Below are 19,153 nucleotides of genomic sequence, written 5' to 3'. Positions count from 1 at the left end.
CTTTTTCTGTTTGCAGGCAGTTCCTGAGTTTCACTTAATCGCGTTTTCAGTTAAATAAAACAGTCCGCCATTGATGATGGATAGTTGGACTTTTGGTTCATATTGTTCTTTTAAAGCTGTTTTTTCTGTTTCAAAACTATCGGATTTTTCTTCTGCATCTTCGTAAAAATGATGAAGTAAATCGAGGTCCTTCTGCCAGCGTTTTCGCGCATCCGCTGCCCAGGAATGGTCCTCTTGCTCGATATCGGATGTCAAATAAGCCTGGATCCTGTTTACGCCGCTCTTTGGCTTTATTAAAGGAGAAAGCGTATAGGCATAATCAGGTATTTTTGTTGTTAAAGGCAAGGTCAATAAACGTTCATGAAAGTTTTCTACCATCCTGCCGTTGATCAGGTGAAGTCCAATAGAATGGAAAACATCCCGTTTTCTGTCACATTGATAAGATACTTTTATATTGATTCCGATCCAGGGAATCAAAGCAGTTTGTGCAGGGTAGTGATTGTTTTCATATAACCGGATGAAGCCGGCAAGGTTCTTGGTCGATTCAAAGATTTGATGAAGACGGGGAGAACCAAAATGGACAATCTCTCCTTTCAAATCATCTGGAGCCTGTTGTTTGTCAGTAATGAAGGTAAGCTTCATTGGATTCGGTACTCCACCAGTTTTCTCAAGGTAATGCCAGTAAAACGGACGGTTCATTAATTCCTTATCAAGCTCTATGGTGAGCTGGACAGTCATGTATCCTTTGTCATTTTCAATCAGTTCACAATTATTAGCTGTGAAATACCTTTCCAGAAAATTATGGATTTCCTGTTGCTGCACGCTGATTTTCCCCCTTCATTTCTTCCGCGAACTGAATCATCGATGTCAAGTTTTCCATCTTGATTCGAATTTCCCCCTCTGATGAAGACTTTCCGAAGATATCAACCAAGTGGTCTTCGATATTGCCAAACTCCAATTTTGTCAGGATATCATCAAGTTCCCCGATCACTTTTTCGAACAGGTTGATCTTCTCGTAAAGCAGTTTCATAACATGTTCTTCAACCGTATCTTTCGTTGCGAAGTTGTATATTTTCACATCTTTTTCTTGTCCAAGACGGTGGATCCTGCCGATCCTTTGTTCCAGTCTCATTGGGTTCCAGGGAAGGTCAAAGTTGATGATATGACTGCAGAATTGCAGGTTGATTCCTTCGCCCCCAGCCTCGGTCGCGATCAGCACCTGGACATTCTTCTGGAAGAGTTCTCTCATCCAGTCCTTTTTACCGCGTTTGAACCCTCCGCGAAAGGGAACTGAGGTGATGCCATTTTGCTTAAGGAACCACTGAAGGTAAAGCTGGGTGGCCCGATATTCGGTAAATATGATGACTTTGTCATCAATTTGTTTGATCAACTCAAGTGCTTTTTCGGCTTTGGAGTTTTTTGTTACTGCCTCCACTCGTTTGATAAGCTCGGCAATCGTATTTTGGAAACCGACGGAGGGGTTTTCCTGCCGCTGCAGCATATTTCTCAGTGTATAAAAAACCGCCTCCCTGCTGCTGCAAGCCTCACGCTGGAGAGTCATCAGCGAGAACTGGCTTGAGGCTAGACCGCCAGCAGAACCTCTTAAGTCCATGATTGAGTCATATAAAGCCCTCTCCTCATTGGAAAAATGGATAGGAATGGTTTCTACATGTCGCTTTGTCCACTCGATTCCGGTATCCGAACGCCTGTTGCGGATCATCACTTTATTCACAAGTTCCCTCAGATGCTCATCATCATTGACAGACCGGGCATCCTTTTTGTATTTGTCAAAAAACGCTGTTTCACTGCCGAGATGACCGGGCTTCAACAGAGATACAAGATTAAATATTTCTTCGATCCGGTTTTGGATTGGAGTTGCGGTCAGCAGCAGACAGAACCGTTTTTTTAGGTTTTGGACAAATTCATAGTTTTTTGTTTTATTATTTTTCAATTTATGAGCTTCATCAATTATGATAAGGTCATAATTTAAATTGTTGATGATGTCACTGTGAGGGGCACGTTTGGCTGTATCAATCGAAGAAACCACCACATCGCATTGCTCCCACACATAGCTTTTCTTCTGGGCGATTGCGGGGATATGGAATTTGGTGTTCAATTCCATTGCCCATTGCGAGACCAGCGAAGCAGGGACTAAAATCAGGACCTTTTTCACCAGTCCCCTGATCATATATTCTTTCAAAATTAATCCGGCCTCGATCGTTTTCCCCAGTCCCACTTCATCAGCAAGGATCGCTTTTCCATTCATATTTTCGACAACCTGTTTTGCCACTTCAAGCTGATGCGGCAATGGGGTTAGTTCGGGAAGATGAACTGGTGCCTGGAGACCTTCAAATTCAGGGATAATGGTATGTTTTTCTATTTCGACGGCAAGTTTATACAGCTCCCAATTTCCCCAGGGTCCGTCCTTCTCAATTCTTTCAGCCATTTCGTCCTGCCAGAGAGAATCATAGTTAATTTGCACGGTCATTTTATCCACCTCTTTTAATATAAAAAATATTGCCCAAATCGCCTTTCTAATGGTAGGATGAAGGTAGCTTTTGAATGTTTTGAAATTTGTCACTTTATGGCCGAAAGCATCAGTTTGCAGACATAGGTAATAACGTCTAGCATGCCCAAATGTGAAAATAATATAAATGCGGATGACAACAAGGGGAGAGACTACTCCGGTAGCGCCGAAGGAGCAAGCAAAATTGTGAATCTCTCAGGCAAAAGAACTCTTGTTTGACGCATCTCTGGAGAGCGCTTCCATATGTGTAAGCCACCAAAGGGGAAAGCCTTTACAAGGTAAACTTTCAGGTGAAAGGACAGAGACCTTCTCAGATTAAGAGGGGGTGCTCTGTCCTTTTCTGCTTTCTTGACCGAATGCGCTGTCAAGAATGGTGCTGGGATGGATGTAAACTGATATTTTGGCGGAGACGAAGGGGGATACATAATGACGGAATTAAAACGGACACCGCTTTTTGAAGTGTATAAGGAATATGGCGGGAAGACAGTTGATTTTGGCGGCTGGGAATTGCCTGTCCAGTTTTCAAGCATCAAGGAAGAACACGAAGCAGTAAGAACAAAAGCAGGTTTATTCGATGTTTCCCATATGGGGGAAATCGAGGTGAAGGGCCCCGATAGTCTGGATTACTTACAAAAATTGATGACAAACGATGTTTCAAAGCTTAAGAACGGCGGTGCCCAGTACACAGCCATGTGTTATGAGAACGGCGGCACTGTGGATGATTTGCTTGTTTATAAAATCGAAGATGACCATTACCTCCTTGTAGTGAATGCCTCCAATATTGAAAAGGATTACGATTGGATGCAGAAACACCTTGAAGGTAATGTGAAAATTGAAAACTTATCCGAAGGTATGGCCCAGATTGCTATACAGGGACCGAAGGCCGAAGGGATCCTTCAAAAGCTGTCCGCGGAACATGATCTCGGCACTATTGGCTTTTTCAAGTTCAGTGAAGAAGTCGATCTGAACGGCAAGAAGGCGCTTGTATCTCGTACAGGGTATACAGGTGAAGACGGATTCGAAATTTACTGCGATTCCAATGACGCGGTCAGCCTCTGGAAAGAAATTCTTGTGGCCGGCAAAGAAGATGGCGTCATCCCATGTGGTCTTGGTGCCAGGGATACACTTCGTTTCGAAGCGAACCTTGCATTGTACGGCCAGGAGCTGTCGCCGGAAATCAGCCCGCTTGAAGCAGGGATTGGCTTTGCGGTCAAGCTTAACAAAGAAGCTGATTTCATTGGAAAAGATGCGCTAAAGCAGCAAAAAGAAAATGGCCTGCCTAGAAAGATTGTCGGCATAGAAATGATCGACCGGGGCATTCCGCGCCATGGCTACCCTGTTTATAAAGGGGATGTCAGGATTGGTGAGGTTACCACTGGAACGCAATCCCCAACGCTCAAAAAGAACATCGGGCTTGCACTCATTGATACAAAGGAAACTGAGTTAGGCAACGAAGTAGAAGTTGAAATCCGCGGCAAACGCTTGAAAGCTGCTGTTTCAGCTACACCTTTTTATAAAAGAGACAAAAAGTAAAAGCCGGAGAGGGGAAAGAGTTATGAAGCATCGCTATTTACCGCTGACGGAAAGTGACAAAAACGCAATGTTGGAAAGCATCGGCGTATCATCGATCGATGAACTGTTCAGCGATATTCCTGAAAAGGTCCGTTTTGCCGGAGAATACAATATTAAAAAAGCTAAGCCGGAAACAGCTCTTATGAAGGAGCTTGCCCAGATGGCTTCCAAAAATGCTGATTTAAAAATGAATACTTCATTCATTGGTGCAGGCGTATATGATCATTATATTCCGGTCATTGTCGACCATGTTCTGTCACGTTCGGAATTTTACACTGCCTACACTCCATATCAGCCGGAAATCTCACAGGGGGAACTTCAGGCTATCTTTGAATTCCAGACGATGATCTCCGAATTGACTGGCATGGAGGTAGCGAACTCTTCCATGTATGATGGCGGTACTGCACTGGCAGAAGCAGCTATGCTTAGTGCGGGCCATACCAGAAGGAAGAAGGTATTGATCTCAAGTGCTGTCCATCCGGAATATAAGGATGTCGTCAAAACTTATGCAAAAGGACAATACATTGATGTAGTCGAAGTGCCTCATAAAGATGGTGTAACAGACCTGGATGCATTGAAGGATATGGCAAGCGAAGATGTCGCTGCTGTCATCGTCCAGTATCCGAACTTCTTTGGCGGTCTTGAGTCAATGAAGGAAATTGAAGAAATTGTCCATGAGAACAAATCTCTTTTCGTAGTTTCGAGCAATCCGCTAGCGCTGGGGGCGTTGACACCTCCAGGCAAATTCGGCGCTGACATTGTGACGGGAGACGCACAGCCATTCGGGATCCCGACAGCATTCGGCGGCCCTCACTGTGGATACTTTGCAGTAACTGGAAAGCTGATGAGGAAGGTTCCAGGAAGACTTGTCGGCCAGACTAAGGACGATCAGGGACGCCGAGGATTTGTATTGACACTTCAGGCGAGGGAACAGCATATCCGCCGTGATAAAGCGACATCCAATATCTGCTCGAACCAGGCATTAAATGCACTTGCTGCCTCTGTGGCGATGACTGCAATCGGTAAAAAAGGCGTTCGTGAAATGGCTGTCGCCAATATCCAGAAAGCTCATTACGCTAAAAAGGCATTCAAGGAAAATGGCTTTGAGATTGCATTTGAAGGCCCATCCTTCAATGAATTCGTTGTCAAGCTGAATAAGCCGGTCAAAGAAGTGAACCAGAAGCTCCTCGAAAAGGCCATCATAGGCGGCTATGACCTTGGCCGTGATTATTCCGGACTTGAGAATCACATGCTTGTTGCAGTGACTGAGTTAAGGACAAAAGAAGAAATCGATACATTTGTAAAGGAAATGGGGGATATCAATGCATAAGGAAGATCAGCCACTCATTTTTGAATTAAGCACACCAGGCCGTGTCGGCTACAGCCTTCCGGAAATGGATGTTCCAGAAGCGGATTTATCAGAGCTTTTGCCTGAAGGATTCCTTCGTGAAGAGGAACCAGAACTTCCTGAGGCTTCCGAGCTTGATATCATGCGCCATTATACAGCATTGTCGAAACGCAACCACGGTGTTGATTCCGGATTCTATCCGCTTGGATCATGTACAATGAAATACAATCCGAAGATGAATGAAAATGTCGCTCGTTTCAACGGATTTGCACACTTGCATCCATTGCAGGATGAGAGTTCAGTGCAGGGGGCGCTTGAATTGATGTACGATCTGCAGGAACACTTGATTGAAATCACCGGTATGGATGAAGTTACCCTGCAGCCAGCAGCTGGTGCACACGGTGAGTGGACGGGATTGATGATGATCCGCGCTTTCCATGAAGCCAATGGTGACCAAAACCGTACGAAGGTCATCGTTCCTGATTCCGCTCACGGAACCAATCCTGCTTCTGCTACAGTCGCTGGTTTTGAAACGATTACGGTAAAATCTGATGAAAACGGCCTTGTTGACCTTGAAGACCTTAAAAAGGTTGTTGGGGAAGATACTGCTGCGTTGATGCTTACAAACCCGAACACGTTGGGATTATTTGAAGAAAATATCCTAGAGATGGCCGAGATAGTCCACGGCGCAGGCGGAAAGCTTTATTACGATGGAGCGAACCTGAACGCTGTAATGTCCAAGGCTCGCCCTGGCGACATGGGCTTTGATGTTGTTCACTTGAACCTTCACAAGACATTCACAGGCCCACACGGCGGCGGCGGCCCGGGATCAGGCCCAGTCGGCGTAAAAGCAGACCTTATTCCATTCCTGCCAAAGCCTATCGTTACAAAGCAGGATGGCGTATACAAATTCGATTACGACCGCCCGCAATCAATCGGAAGGGTTAAACCTTTCTACGGAAACTTCGGCATCAATGTCCGTGCCTATACATATATTCGGACAATGGGACCAGACGGCTTGAAGGCTGTAACAGAGTACGCGGTACTAAATGCCAACTATATGATGAGAAGGCTTGCTGAATATTATGATCTGCCATTCAACAGGCACTGCAAACACGAATTCGTCCTTAGCGGCAAGCGCCAGAAAAAGCTTGGCGTCCGTACATTGGATATTGCCAAACGCCTGCTTGACTTCGGTTATCATCCGCCAACCATCTACTTCCCATTGAATGTAGAAGAAGCGATCATGATCGAGCCGACAGAAACAGAATCCAAGGAAACCCTTGATGCGTTCATCGACGCGATGATCCAGATCGCACGTGAAGCAGAGGAGAACCCGGAAATCGTTCAGGAAGCACCTCACTCTACTGTTGTAGGCCGCCTGGATGAAACAACAGCTGCAAGGAAGCCAATCCTGCGCTATCAAAAAGCTGAATAGTTTTTTAAAAGTCCTGCCGGTTTGAAATTGGCAGGACTTTTTTTGATAATGATTATTTTTGGTAGCTGAGCCCGGTAGACTTCGGACAGATTTGGAGGGAATCAGCGAAAAGCTGTCTGAACAAGGTGCAACTTCGGACAGGTTTGGAGGGAATCAACGGAAAGCTGTCCGAACTTGGTGTAACTTCGGACAGGTTTGGAGGAAATCAGAAGAAAGCTGTCCGAACTAGGTCCAACTTCGGACAGGTTAGAAGGGAATCAGAGGAAAGCTGTCCGAACTAGGAGCAACTTCGGACAGGTTTGAAGGAAATAAGCAAAAAGCTGTCCGAACTAGGAGCAACTTCGGACAGGTTTGAAAGGAATCATCAGAAAGCTGTCCGAACTAGGTGCAACTTCGGACAGGTTTGGAGGTAATCAGTAGAAAGCTGTCCGAACCAGGAGCAACTTCGGACAGGTTTGGAGGAAATCAGCAAAAAGCTGTCCGAACCTAAGATGCAAAAGACATTTATTTTAGAACTAAAAGAAGCTAAACCGAAAAGAGTGTTATGACTTTAAAAGCTAACCCCCCAGCATTTCTGCTGAGGGGTGATTTTATGGAAAGATTGCTTATTTAGCTTTGATTTTGCCGCCCCATTTTTTGAAGCCGCCTTCAAGATGGGATAAGTCTTTATAGCCTTTTTTGTGAAGCAGCTGTGCAGCACGGCCGCTGCGTGATCCGCTCTGGCAATAAAGATAGACTGGCTTGTCCGGTCTGACTTCCTTCAGACGTGCTTTTAGCTGGGTAAGCGGGATGTTTCTTGCGCCAAGAATATGTCCGTTGGCAAATTCATTTGGTTCACGGACATCAATGAGCTGCGCTTTACGGTACCCTGCTTTGAATTCTTCCTCTGACAAAGTCTTCAGGATTTTCTTTTGGCGGAAATACATAAACACAGAGTAAAGAATCACCGCAACTGTCAGGACGATTAAAAAAATAAGTGTATCCAAAACATATTTCTCCTTTCAAGCTTAGCTGAGCCACCTTTAATTATATAAGCCTTCCTGGATAAGAGCAAAGGAATTTAACAAAATTCTTTCGAACAAGCTGCTTTGCTTTTGAAAATTTATTTGTTAGACTAAAAAAATCGTAGCTTTGAACAATTTTAAATGGGGTAATGCAATGGAAAAAGAGGTATGGAGATTTATTGATTCAGGAGACAATTCACCGTCATTCAATATGGCGCTGGATGAGGCGTTGCTCGATTGGCATGGTGCCGGAAAAATCCCGCCTGTTGTCCGCTTTTATGGCTGGAACCCGGCGACACTTTCAGTTGGCTATTTCCAGAGGATCGAGCGCGAGATTGATATGGATGCGGTACAGCATCATGGTCTCGGATTTGTGCGCAGGCCCACTGGAGGCAGGGGTGTCCTGCATGAACACGAACTTACATATAGTGTCATCGTTACAGAAGACCACCCTGAAATGCCGAAAACAGTCACTGAGGCATATCGCGTCATTTCAGAGGGGATTTTACTAGGGTTCCAGAAACTTGGACTGGAAGCTTATTTTGCCGTGCCAAAAACATCTGCCGAAAAAGATGCACTGAAGAACCCGAGATCTGCGGTTTGTTTTGATGCACCAAGCTGGTACGAGCTGGTTGTCGAGGGAAGGAAGGTCGCCGGAAGTGCCCAGACACGTCAGAAAGGTGTCATCCTTCAGCATGGATCCATATTGCTGGATTTGGATGAAGATAAACTTTTCAGCTTATTCAAGTACCCGAATGACAGAATCAAAGAAAGAATGCAGCGAGCCTTCAAGACCAAGGCAGTGGCAATCAATGAGATCAGCGGCCGGAAAATTGAACTAGAAGAAGCGAAGAAAGCCTTCAAAGAAGGTTTCGAGGACGGGCTTGGAATTATTTTGGAGCCTTATACCTTAAGTGAAGAGGAATTGGATTATGTGAATGCACTTGCCAAAAACAAGTACGAATCTGATGACTGGAATTTTAAAAGATAAAAAATTTTTAAAGCGGTTGAACCGCTTTTTTTCTTTTATCCAGTATTTTCTAGAGGTCGGGGGGATTGTAAAAAGTGCAACCCTCGAAATTTGTTGTTTTTTATCGTTTAAGGGAAAAATTCTATCTTTCTCTCTTTTTATCTCTCATTTTTAGTAGTTTTCATGTTTGACAAAATAAAGTTCTTTTGTCCTGAACACCATATATAGTATTGTCGAAAATAAAAAATACACTATATATTGATTTTTAATGTTTCGATATGATAACGTAAGGGTAATTCAAAAAAAGCAGCTAGAATTACATATTTCTAGTATCACATTAAAGAATGGATTTAAACCTTTGAAGGAGTTGTAGAAATGTCTGTTACTATTGGACAAAAAATGAGCCTGAATGTTGAAAGTCTGAATGAGGATATCAAGTTGTTCCCGCAGGTTCACCCCATCACACCTGAAATGAAACTTACCCACAAAGGCGTCTCCCGACTTGTCATGCTGGACCGCTATACTTTTAAAGACACCGAAAAAATCACACTCTCTAGTGGGGATTTTGTCGTCCTCACGATCAAGGAAGATCCAAAGTTCCCGGCACGCGGACTTGGATTCATACAAGATATTGATTGGGAGAACAAGACAGCGAAAGTTCTTGTAGAAGAAGAGTTTCGCGGAGTACTTGATGATCCCGAAGAATCAGCCACTGGCATTATCAAGCGTTCCCTGGACGTGATTGAAAAGCCGCTGGAAGTATTCTACGAGCAAATCGCAAAACGGAATGCGACGGGGCTGGCAGCTGTTGAAAAAACAGAAGAGAAGCGCCAGGAGTGGTTTGAAAAGTTCTATCAGGAACTAGTATCAATGAACTTCATTCCTGCAGGGCGTGTCCTTTACGGAGCAGGCGCAGACACAGACGTAACCTACTTCAACTGCTATGTAATGCCTTTCGTAAAAGATTCCCGCGAAGGCATCTCTGAGCATCGCAAGCAGGTCATGGAAATCATGAGCCGCGGCGGCGGAGTCGGAACGAACGGATCAACATTAAGACCGCGCAACACACTGGCCAGAGGCGTAAACGGAAAATCATCCGGATCGGTTTCATGGCTTGATGACATCGCCAAGCTTACACATTTAGTTGAGCAGGGCGGGTCAAGAAGGGGAGCGCAGATGATCATGCTTTCTGACTGGCATCCTGACATTGTGGAATTCATCATTTCAAAAATGCAGAACCCAAGAATCCTTCGCTTCCTGATAGAAAACACAAACGATGAGTCAATCAAGAAAATGGCTAAGGAAAAACTTAAATTCACGCCGATGACACTTCAGGAAGAAGCAATGTACCAGGGAATTGTGAACTACAAAACGATCCCAGGCTACGGTGGATTCAGCGCTGATATCATTAAATCTGCTGAAGAAAAGCTTGCAACAGGCGGAACTTATACTGTCCATAACTCAGAATTCCTGACTGGTGCAAATATCTCAGTCACATTGACAAAAGATTTCATGGATGCAGTCGACAACGATGCAGACTATGAACTTCGCTTCCCAGATGTAGAAAGCTACGATGCTGAGACGATGAAAATTTATAATGAAGAGTGGCATAAAGTAGGGGATGTTCGCGAGTGGGAAAAGCTTGGCTATAAAGTCCGTACCTATAGAAAAATCAAAGCCAAAGAACTATGGAACCTGATCAATATCTGTGCGACGTATTCTGCGGAGCCTGGCATTTTCTTCATCGACAATGCCAACGACATGACGAACGCACAGGCATATGGACAGAAGGTTGTAGCGACCAACCCGTGTGGGGAACAGCCTCTCGCACCAAACTCTGTCTGCAACCTGGCTGCTGTTAACCTTGCAGAAATGGCGGACAAGGAAACCAAAACAGTTAATTTTGAAAAATTGAAGCGTACTGTTGAAGTTGGTGTGCGCATGCAGGACAATGTCATCGATGCGACTCCATATTTCCTTGAAGATAATAAGAGACAAGCCCTGGGCGAACGCCGTGTCGGTCTAGGGGTAATGGGTCTTCATGATTTACTGATCTACTGTGAAACAGAATACGGTTCAGAGGAAGGTAACCAGCTTGTCGATAAGGTTTTTGAAACCATCGCGACATCAGCGTACCGTGCATCTGTTGAACTTGGAAAGGAAAAAGGAAGCTTCCCATTCCTTCAGGGCGGCACAGAAGAAGAAACAAACAGACTTCGTAAGGCATTCACAAATACTGGTTTCATGAAGAAAATGCCTGAGGATATACGTGAATCAATCCTTGAAAACGGAATTCGCAACTCGCACTTGCTGACTGTTGCTCCGACAGGATCTACTGGTACAATGGTTGGCGTATCAACAGGACTCGAGCCATACTTCAGCTTCTCTTACTTCAGAAGCGGCCGTCTAGGCAAGTTCATCGAGGTGAAGGCGGATATCGTCCAGGAATACCTTGATCGTCATCCGCAGGCAGATCCTGAGAACCTGCCGAACTGGTTCGTATCTGCGATGGAACTGGCGCCTGAAGCCCATGCTGATGTTCAGTGTGTCATCCAGCGCTGGATTGACAGCTCAATCAGCAAAACGGTCAACGCACCGAAAGGTTACAGTGTTGAGCAGGTGGAAAAGGTATATGAGCGCCTTTATAAAGGGGGAGCTAAAGGCGGAACCGTTTATGTTGACGGCTCCCGTGATTCCCAGGTATTGACGCTTAAAGCTGAAGAGAATTCAATGGATGATGAAGTTGAAAAGAAAGAAAAGCAAAAGCAGCATGTTGTGCTTGTCGATACGATCAATGAATTGCGTTCTACCAACGTAACGATCGGTTCTGAAGTCGGCAACACATGCCCGGTCTGCCGCAAAGGTGAGGTAAAAGAAATCGGCGGCTGCAATACTTGTACAAACTGTAACGCGCAATTAAAGTGTGGATTATAATATAAAATCAATAGTTTAGCCACGGCCCAGGCCGTGGCTATTTCTATGGTTAAATTCTGGTTTATTTCCATGAACCGAAAAAACTCCGTGTTCTAAATATTAGGTTTGCTCCTATTATATAGTAATAGAGGTAGAAAAAAGGACAGGGAAAGCGATGATTGGATTAATTATTATTTTGCTGTTGGTTTTGTTTTTGCCTTTTTCGATTAAAATGATTGAACATAATTTGGAGCTTTTTTTATTTACTATGGGCGTTGCGGCAGCAATTATTAGTGGCGTGATGGACCGTCCGCTCATTGAAAAAGCGGTGACTGACCCTATCAATATCACGATTGCAGTATTAGCAGCTGGTTTGCTTGCCAAGTGGTTTAAGGCGGAATTGGAAAAATCGATCCAATGGGGAAGCAGACTACTGTCTCCTAGATTATTTTTCGGTTTGACAGTTGTTTTTCTTGGACTGGCATCTAGTGTTCTAACTGCGATCATTGCTGCTATAATACTGGTTATGATTATAAAGGTCCTTCCGCTCGACCGAAGATCTGAAGTTCGTTTTACCGTATTGGCATGCTTCTCGATCGGACTTGGTGCTGCCTTGACACCGATTGGTGAGCCATTAGCCACGATCACAATCAGCAGATTGGACAAGGACTTCTTTTATTTACTGGAGTTGATTGGGAAAGAAGTTCTTCCAGCATTACTTATTTTTGGCCTGATGTCCATTATCATGGTAAGACCCGTTGGAGGAAGGAACGCTTTGAAGTCTGCCTCCCGTCCTGAGTCGTACGAGGAAATTGCTGTTCGGTCTTTTAAAATCTATGTCTTCGTAATGGGCCTTACATTTCTTGGACATGGTTTTGAGCCGCTTATCAAAACATACATTATTGGTCTTTCTCCAGCGCTGTTATATTGGATTAACATGACATCCGCGATCCTAGATAATGCTACCCTTGCTGCAGCAGAAATCAGCCCTGCGATGGACTCTGGAACAATCCGTGCGGTTTTGCTTGGCCTGGTCATTAGCGGTGGCATGCTGATCCCGGGTAATATCCCGAATATTATCGCTGCAGGAAAACTAAATATAACGAGCAAGGAATGGGCGGCATTCGGGGTTCCAGTCGGCCTGGTTACAATGCTCCTGTATTATATTGTCCTGTTTATTTTCTAACTGGTTAACCGTTCAGTAATCAATATGAACAAAAGGATGGAAATATTTTTTTCATCCTCTTTTTTCATTTCTGCCCATACTAACACTACTGATATATGGAATGAAATGAGGACTGATGATGAAAGCTTTTGTACCACAGCTTGTTTATATCGAGCCGAGGGCATTGGAATATCCGCTCGGGCGGGAATTAAAAGAAAAGTTCGAGAAAATGGGACTGGAAATCCGGGAGACAACTTCACATAATCAAGTGCGAAATATCCCTGGCGACAATGAACTCCAGCAGTACCGGAATGCCAAATCGACATTGGTTTTTGGTGTCAGGAAAACGCTGAAATTTGACACCTCCAAACCTTCTGCTGAATACGCCATCCCGCTTGCAACCGGCTGTATGGGCCATTGCCACTATTGTTATTTGCAGACGACACTTGGCAGTAAGCCATATATCCGTACGTATGTGAATCTCGAGGAGATTTTCGATCAGGCACAAAAGTACATGGATGAAAGAAAGCCAGAAGTCACCAGATTTGAAGCTGCATGTACATCAGATATCGTTGGCATTGATCATTTAACTCATGCTTTAAAACAAACAATTGAATTCTTCGGACAAACCGAATATGGGCAATTGCGTTTTGTCACGAAGTATCATCATGTTGACCATTTGCTCGATGCAAAACATAATGGCAGAACAAGATTCCGTTTCAGCGTCAATGCCCGTTTCGTGATCAAAAACTTTGAACCTGGAACATCATCCTTTGATGAAAGGCTGGAGGCAGCCAGAAAAGTGGCACAGGCAGGATACCCGCTTGGCTTCATCGTTGCGCCAATCTACATCCATGAAGGCTGGAGAGAAGGCTATCAGGAATTGTTCGAAAGGCTTAGCCATTCGCTGGAAGGAATCGACCTGACTGGACTAAGCTTCGAGCTGATTCAGCACCGCTTCACCAAACCTGCAAAAAATGTTATTCAGAAGCGTTATCCTAAATCGAAACTGGAAATGGATGAGGAGAAAAGGAAATACAAATGGGGAAGGTACGGAATTGGCAAGTATGTCTATCAGACTGATGAAGCAAAAGATCTTGAAGAAACAATCCGCGGCTATATCCATTCATTTTTTCCGGAAGCAGAAATACAATATTTCACTTAAGAAGAGTTTAGGGATTTAATTCGATTGTGTCCTTGAACCGAAATTTTCTACTTGTACGCCGTACTATTTTACAAATGAAGCGCTTAAAGATGTAAAGATGGGATTACATCGACGGGAGTGGCTCATATGTATATTGACGGCGTTTTTTCCGGCGGAGGAATCAAAGGGTTGGCACTGGTTGGTGCCTGTGCTGCGATTGAGGAGCGAGGGTTCCGTTTTAAACGGGTCGCAGGCACTAGTGCGGGTTCGCTGATCGCTGGCTTGCTTGCTGCCGGCTACACGAGTACGGAGATGGCGGGCATCCTGGATGAACTTGACCTGAAAAAATTTCTCGATTCCAGGAAAACGATCTTCCCATCAGCCTTGACTAAATGGCTTTTTGTATACTGGCGGCTGGGACTCTATAAAGGTGACGAATTAGAAAGCTGGATATCGGAGGTGCTGGCTGCCAGAGGGCTTCGCACCTTTGGCGATCTTGCCCCTGATGCATTGCGGATCATCGCCTCAGACCTCACAAACGGCAGGTTACTGATCCTGCCGGATGATCTTCCGAAGTATGGTGTTGATCCAAGGACTTTCCCTGTGGCAAGGGCAATCAGGATGAGCTGCAGTCTTCCTTTCTTTTTCGAACCGGTAAAACTGCGGGACCGGGTCGGTGCGAATATCGTGGTGGATGGAGGAGTGCTAAGCAATTTTCCGATGTGGTTATTCGACCAGGAGAATGTGAAAAAAGTACGTCCCGTACTTGGTGTCAAGCTAAGCCAAAACCTGATCCAGCAGCCAACGAATAAAATAAAAAATGCGCTGCAATTATTTGAAGCATTATTTGAGACGATGAAGGATGCCCATGACTCCAGGTACATTTCGCGAAAACATGAAAAGAATATCATATTCATTCCGACGGAGGGGAATTTGACAACAGAATTCCAACTCTCGGGTGAGAAAAAACAAGAGTTGATTGAACTGGGAAAGAAGAATGCTGAGAAATTTTTCAAATCATGGTGCTACTGATTCTTAATGGTTTTTCTCGTAAGAATTGTTGTTAAAATCCTAAAGCCGATTTTAACCTATGAAAAGGCATTTTGCTTGTCGGTATCTAGTTTGCAAGCTCTCTTCTCGTCTAAATCGTCCATTTAGCGAGGTTACCTAGGTCATTCCATGCAACTTTGCAGCAAATAGCAACAAAGTTTTAGAAAAGAGCCTTCCTTATAAAGCAAAAAATCGAGCTTTAAAAGGAAGCCCGATTTTTTTTTCTGCTTTTTTTACCGTCTATGACTGTTAAGTGCGAAGCGTCCTTCTTTTTCCGTGCCGATGCGAGGGATTTTATCTTTGAACGCTTTGAGGATGCATTTGCTTCTTTTGCCTGGAACCGTTTCTTGGACCGCTTTGCTGCCTTTTGGAAAGCACGCTTTTGCTCTCTGCCCGCACTTGATCCCGACAGGCGGGTCACAAGGAAATAGATTGCGGCACCAATCAATGCAATTGTTGCCAGTGTAACAAGAATACTTACAGGATCGGTAAACAACTGAAAGGCGAAACCAAAGATTGCAAGGACAATCAGCCCTGAAAAAATATACTTAAAAGTTCGACTCATCGAAGAAAGCCACCTCCCTACTAGCATCATGAGCAATTTCCACTGTTTTTAAACTTACCAAGGATTACTTTATACAAATTCTTCGATATTATACTCTTCTCCTGCTACTTTTTCCTTTTTAAAAGCGACTTAAACGAAAGATCTCCATTTTCATGGCATTTGGACACAAAGACGAGAAAGATTTCTGTTAATTTCATTTTACTAAAAATCAATAAAAACCTCTATATGAAGAACAGGCCGCCGTAACATTTTTTCCAGATATGCAATTCATTTGCACAACAGGGACATACTAAAACCGGAGGTGCAACAAATGGCAGAAAATCATGGCAATTTAGAACAGGATCAAAGGGAAAAACCGATGTCATTCATTGCGATGAGTATAGTTACTGGATTGTTCGGCGGGATTTTTTGGAGCGCTCTGGCTTATTTGGCCTATATATTTAATTTTACCGAGATCCGGCCAAACGTGATCCTGGAACCCTGGGCATTGGGAGAATGGAAGCAGCAGTGGCTTGGGACAGTCATATCAATCATAGCGATTGGCATTTTCTCAACAGGTGCCGCCATGGTCTATTATGTGACAATGAGGAAGCTGAATTCCATCTGGGCTGGTGCAGCCTTCGGAATTGCGCTGTTTTTCCTTGTATTCTATGTGCTCAATCCGCTCTTCCCCGGGATCAAACCTTTCTGGGACCTGTCAAAAAACACCTTGGTCACTTCGCTTTGTTTCTATGTTCTATATGGTGTGTTTGTGGGTTATTCTATATCCTATGAAGAAAATGAGAATCGTAACAAGGAGAAAAATCGTCAGGAGATCACCTCCTGAGCGGCTGAAAGTAGTTTTCACAAAAATAGTTATGATAGAATGTTCTTAGTGAACATTCTTTTTTTACGGGAGCCCGAACATGAAAAAAATACTTATGCTTAATGGTCCGAACTTGAACCGGCTTGGGAAAAGAGAGCCTGGAATTTATGGTGTCAGTACTTTGAGGGATTTGGAAGAACGGATGATCCAGCTAGGGACTGAAAAGCAGATGGAGGTTGTCTGTTTTCAATCCAATCATGAAGGGGAACTGATTGACAAACTCCATGAGGCAGAAGACACGTCTGTAGACGGAATCATCTTCAATCCCGGGGCATTCACCCACTATAGCTATGCCATCAGGGACGCAATAGCAGGAATTAGCTGTCCGGTTATCGAAGTACATATCTCGAATGTATATCAGAGGGAAGAATTCAGGCACAAATCAGTGATTGCTCCTGTATCCATGGGGCAGATTGCTGGCCTGGGGCTTCTTGGCTATGAACTGGCGCTTGAAGCATTCAAAAGAGAAGAAGAATAAGAGGAGGAAAAGGTTATGGAAAAAACACAAAAATTGCGCGAAAGCTTCCAAAGGCTTGGAATTGATGGAATGCTCGTTACAAGCGATTACAATCGCCGATATATGACGGGGTTCACTGGTTCGGCGGGCATGGTGCTGATCAGTGCTGATAAAGCTTTATTCATCACCGATTTCAGGTATACAGAGCAGGCAGCCAAGCAATGTGAAGGTTATGAAGTTGTCCTGCATAAAGGTTTGATCCAGGATGAGGTTGCCGAGCAGGCAAAAAAACTGGGGATTAAAAAGCTCGGCTTTGAAGAAAATCATGTTACATACTCAGCTTACAAAACCTTCGATAAAGCCGTGGAAGCTGAATTAGTGCCTGTATCGGGTGAAATTGAAAAGTTACGCTTGATAAAGACTGATTCAGAGATTAAGATATTAAAGGAAGCAGCAGCCATCGCAGATGCTGCGTTTACACATATACTTGAGTTTATCCGTCCTGGAAGAACAGAGCTTGAAGTATCGAATGAACTTGAATTTTTTATGAGAAAGCAGGGGGCAACCTCTTCATCATTTGATATTATTGTGGCTTCCGGCTATCGTTCAGCCCTTCCGCACGGAGTAGCAAGTGACAAGGTGATTGAAACAGGAGACTTTGTAACCCTGGATTATGGGGCATATTATAATGGGTATGTATCTGATATCACTCGTACAGTATCGATGGGAAATCCTTCCGAAAAGCTGATGGAAATCTATAATATTGTGCTTGAAGCCCAGCTTCGTGGTATGGCAGGCATCAAACCTGGAATGACGGGCAAAGAAGCGGATGCTTTAACAAGGAACTTTATTACCGAAAAAGGATATGGCGAGTATTTTGGCCATTCTACAGGCCACGGAATCGGTCTTGAAGTACATGAGGGACCTGGTCTTTCATTCCGTTCAGACACCATTCTTGAAACAGGCATGGTTGTGACTGTTGAGCCAGGAATTTACATCGCCGGCCTTGGCGGGGTAAGGATTGAAGATGATACTGTGATTACACTTGACCATAATGAGTCACTGACGCATTCTACGAAAGAACTCATCATTCTATAAGACGACATTAGGAGGACAAACAATGATTTCAGTAAACGATTTCCGTACGGGCCTAACGATTGAAGTTGATAACGGCATTTGGCGTGTACTTGATTTCCAACACGTAAAGCCAGGAAAAGGAGCGGCTTTCGTTCGTTCAAAGCTTCGTAATCTTCGTACAGGAGCAATCCAGGAAAAAACTTTCCGTGCAGGTGAAAAGGTAGCGAAAGCACAAATCGAGAACCGCAAAATGCAGTATCTGTATGCTAGCGGCGACCAGCACGTATTCATGGACAATGAGTCTTACGAGCAAATCGAATTGCCAGGAACTTCTATTGAATATGAGTTGAAATTCCTTAAGGAAAACATGGAAGTCTACATCATGCAATTCGGCCATGAAACTCTTGGTGTCGAGCTTCCAAACACTGTTGAATTGGAAGTAACAGAAACAGAACCAGGTATCAAAGGTGACACTGCTTCCGGCGGTACTAAGCCTGCGACATTGGAAACTGGCCTTACTGTACAGGTTCCATTCTTTGTAAACCAGGGAGACAGACTTATCATCAATACAACAGATTCTTCTTATGTATCACGCGCATAATTTTTCAGGAACCTGCTGCATTTGCCAGCAGGTTCTTTTTTATTCAAGCATAAAAAAAGCATCTCATGAATATTCACGAGATGCTTTTAATTTATTGTTCAAGATCAAACTTCCACTCATTCAATCCGCCAGTCATATTGTAAATATTCTTAAATCCGTTTTTTTCCAGAATTCCGCTAGCCTGGGTTGAACGATTGCCGCTTCGGCATACAACCAGATACTTTTCATCTTGATCGAGCTCTGAAAGCATGCTTTCGATGACTTGCAGCGGAACTAATTTTGCGCCGGGAATATGGCCAGCAGCGAACTCATCCGGTGTACGGACATCCAGGACCTGAACTTCTCCGCTATCAATCAATTCTTTTGCCTTGTCGACTGAAACATCGGTATAAGAGCCGCCAGAACAGCCGGTGATTAACAAGACGAACAGGAATGCTGCGAATAAATTCTTCATGAT

The 19,153-nt window shown here is 44.1% G+C and carries 17 protein-coding genes and 1 riboswitch; of the genes, 12 read left to right on the top strand and 5 right to left on the bottom strand.

The genetic code is table 11. From position 1 onward, the window contains the following. Nucleotides 1-30: 30 nt before the first annotated feature. Together QNH36_RS16585 and QNH36_RS16580 are read right to left on the bottom strand one after the other, a co-directional pair. Nucleotides 31-822 carry a YqhG family protein gene (locus tag QNH36_RS16585; protein WP_144476312.1) on the bottom strand — a complete coding sequence of 264 codons (792 nt, stop codon included), beginning with the start codon at nucleotides 820-822 and terminating at the stop codon, nucleotides 31-33. Next, complete coding sequence (locus QNH36_RS16580; protein WP_144476315.1) at nucleotides 800-2,488, bottom strand: DEAD/DEAH box helicase; 1,689 nt, start codon at nucleotides 2,486-2,488, stop codon at nucleotides 800-802. Before QNH36_RS16580 ends, QNH36_RS16585 begins: the two co-directional genes overlap by 23 nt. A 172-nt stretch (nucleotides 2,489-2,660) precedes the next feature. Continuing rightward, nucleotides 2,661-2,748: riboswitch (glycine riboswitch) on the top strand. A 205-nt stretch (nucleotides 2,749-2,953) separates the two neighbouring features. On the opposite strand from QNH36_RS16580, the gene gcvT reads away from it, so the two are divergent. From gcvT to gcvPB, 3 genes are read left to right on the top strand one after another with little or no spacing between them, the layout of a single operon-like run. Beyond that, nucleotides 2,954-4,060, top strand: coding sequence for a glycine cleavage system aminomethyltransferase GcvT (gene gcvT / locus QNH36_RS16575; RefSeq protein WP_144476318.1), 1,107 nt, complete (start codon nucleotides 2,954-2,956; stop codon nucleotides 4,058-4,060). Between the two features lie 22 nt (nucleotides 4,061-4,082). Continuing rightward, nucleotides 4,083-5,429, top strand: a complete 1,347-nt coding sequence (gene gcvPA, locus QNH36_RS16570) for an aminomethyl-transferring glycine dehydrogenase subunit GcvPA (RefSeq protein WP_144476321.1) — start codon at nucleotides 4,083-4,085, stop codon at nucleotides 5,427-5,429. After that, nucleotides 5,422-6,885: an aminomethyl-transferring glycine dehydrogenase subunit GcvPB gene (gcvPB, locus tag QNH36_RS16565; RefSeq protein WP_144476324.1), complete on the top strand. Its 1,464-nt coding sequence runs from the start codon at nucleotides 5,422-5,424 to the stop codon at nucleotides 6,883-6,885. The genes gcvPA and gcvPB overlap by 8 nt, the downstream gene beginning before the upstream one ends. 605 nt (nucleotides 6,886-7,490) lie before the next feature. On the opposite strand, the gene QNH36_RS16560 is transcribed toward gcvPB, so the two are convergent. After that, complete coding sequence (locus QNH36_RS16560) at nucleotides 7,491-7,871, bottom strand: rhodanese-like domain-containing protein (RefSeq protein ID WP_144476327.1); 381 nt, start codon at nucleotides 7,869-7,871, stop codon at nucleotides 7,491-7,493. Nucleotides 7,872-8,043: 172 nt separating this feature from the next. Here QNH36_RS16560 and QNH36_RS16555 point away from each other — a divergent pair, with 172 nt between their 5' ends. The 5 genes from QNH36_RS16555 to QNH36_RS16535 all read left to right on the top strand — a co-directional run bounded on the left by QNH36_RS16555 (nucleotide 8,044) and on the right by QNH36_RS16535 (nucleotide 15,113). Then, the gene (locus QNH36_RS16555) at nucleotides 8,044-8,880 is read left to right on the top strand and encodes a lipoate--protein ligase family protein (RefSeq protein ID WP_144476330.1); all 837 of its coding nucleotides are present in this window, start codon (nucleotides 8,044-8,046) and stop codon (nucleotides 8,878-8,880) included. A 354-nt stretch (nucleotides 8,881-9,234) separates the two neighbouring features. Continuing rightward, on the top strand, nucleotides 9,235-11,793 hold the full coding sequence (locus QNH36_RS16550) for a vitamin B12-dependent ribonucleotide reductase (protein ID WP_283903831.1): 2,559 nt from the start codon (nucleotides 9,235-9,237) through the stop codon (nucleotides 11,791-11,793). 154 nt (nucleotides 11,794-11,947) lie between these two features. Next, nucleotides 11,948-12,958, top strand: coding sequence for a DUF1646 family protein (locus QNH36_RS16545; RefSeq protein ID WP_283903830.1), 1,011 nt, complete (start codon nucleotides 11,948-11,950; stop codon nucleotides 12,956-12,958). A gap of 118 nt (nucleotides 12,959-13,076) precedes the next feature. Continuing rightward, nucleotides 13,077-14,102 (top strand): spore photoproduct lyase, encoded by a 1,026-nt coding sequence (gene splB / locus QNH36_RS16540; protein ID WP_283905428.1) that lies wholly within the window; start codon nucleotides 13,077-13,079, stop codon nucleotides 14,100-14,102. 126 nt (nucleotides 14,103-14,228) lie between these two features. Next, nucleotides 14,229-15,113: a patatin-like phospholipase family protein gene (locus QNH36_RS16535; RefSeq protein WP_283903829.1), complete on the top strand. Its 885-nt coding sequence runs from the start codon at nucleotides 14,229-14,231 to the stop codon at nucleotides 15,111-15,113. A gap of 217 nt (nucleotides 15,114-15,330) precedes the next feature. On the opposite strand, the gene QNH36_RS16530 is transcribed toward QNH36_RS16535, so the two are convergent. Then, on the bottom strand, nucleotides 15,331-15,696 hold the full coding sequence (locus QNH36_RS16530) for an SA1362 family protein (protein WP_283903828.1): 366 nt from the start codon (nucleotides 15,694-15,696) through the stop codon (nucleotides 15,331-15,333). Between the two features lie 310 nt (nucleotides 15,697-16,006). Here QNH36_RS16530 and QNH36_RS16525 point away from each other — a divergent pair, with 310 nt between their 5' ends. The 4 genes from QNH36_RS16525 (at nucleotide 16,007) to efp (ending at nucleotide 18,696) form a co-directional block, all read left to right on the top strand. Beyond that, complete coding sequence (locus QNH36_RS16525; protein WP_283903827.1) at nucleotides 16,007-16,522, top strand: YqhR family membrane protein; 516 nt, start codon at nucleotides 16,007-16,009, stop codon at nucleotides 16,520-16,522. Between the two features lie 79 nt (nucleotides 16,523-16,601). Next, nucleotides 16,602-17,039 carry a type II 3-dehydroquinate dehydratase gene (gene aroQ, locus QNH36_RS16520; protein WP_283903826.1) on the top strand — a complete coding sequence of 146 codons (438 nt, stop codon included), beginning with the start codon at nucleotides 16,602-16,604 and terminating at the stop codon, nucleotides 17,037-17,039. Between the two features lie 15 nt (nucleotides 17,040-17,054). Then, complete coding sequence (locus QNH36_RS16515; RefSeq protein WP_283903825.1) at nucleotides 17,055-18,116, top strand: M24 family metallopeptidase; 1,062 nt, start codon at nucleotides 17,055-17,057, stop codon at nucleotides 18,114-18,116. A 22-nt stretch (nucleotides 18,117-18,138) separates the two neighbouring features. Beyond that, nucleotides 18,139-18,696: an elongation factor P gene (gene efp / locus QNH36_RS16510; RefSeq protein ID WP_144476353.1), complete on the top strand. Its 558-nt coding sequence runs from the start codon at nucleotides 18,139-18,141 to the stop codon at nucleotides 18,694-18,696. Between the two features lie 91 nt (nucleotides 18,697-18,787). Here the strand turns inward: efp and QNH36_RS16505 are convergent, their stop codons facing one another. Then, complete coding sequence (locus QNH36_RS16505; RefSeq protein ID WP_283903824.1) at nucleotides 18,788-19,150, bottom strand: rhodanese-like domain-containing protein; 363 nt, start codon at nucleotides 19,148-19,150, stop codon at nucleotides 18,788-18,790. Between the last annotated feature and the right edge of the window lie 3 nt (nucleotides 19,151-19,153).

Origin of the sequence: Mesobacillus sp. AQ2 (assembly GCF_030122805.1) — a bacterium.
Lineage (GTDB): Bacteria > Bacillota > Bacilli > Bacillales > Cytobacillaceae > Mesobacillus > Mesobacillus oceanisediminis_A.
The sequence above is the reverse complement of the archived record's forward strand: the minus strand, read 5'-3'. Positions and strand labels throughout refer to the sequence as shown.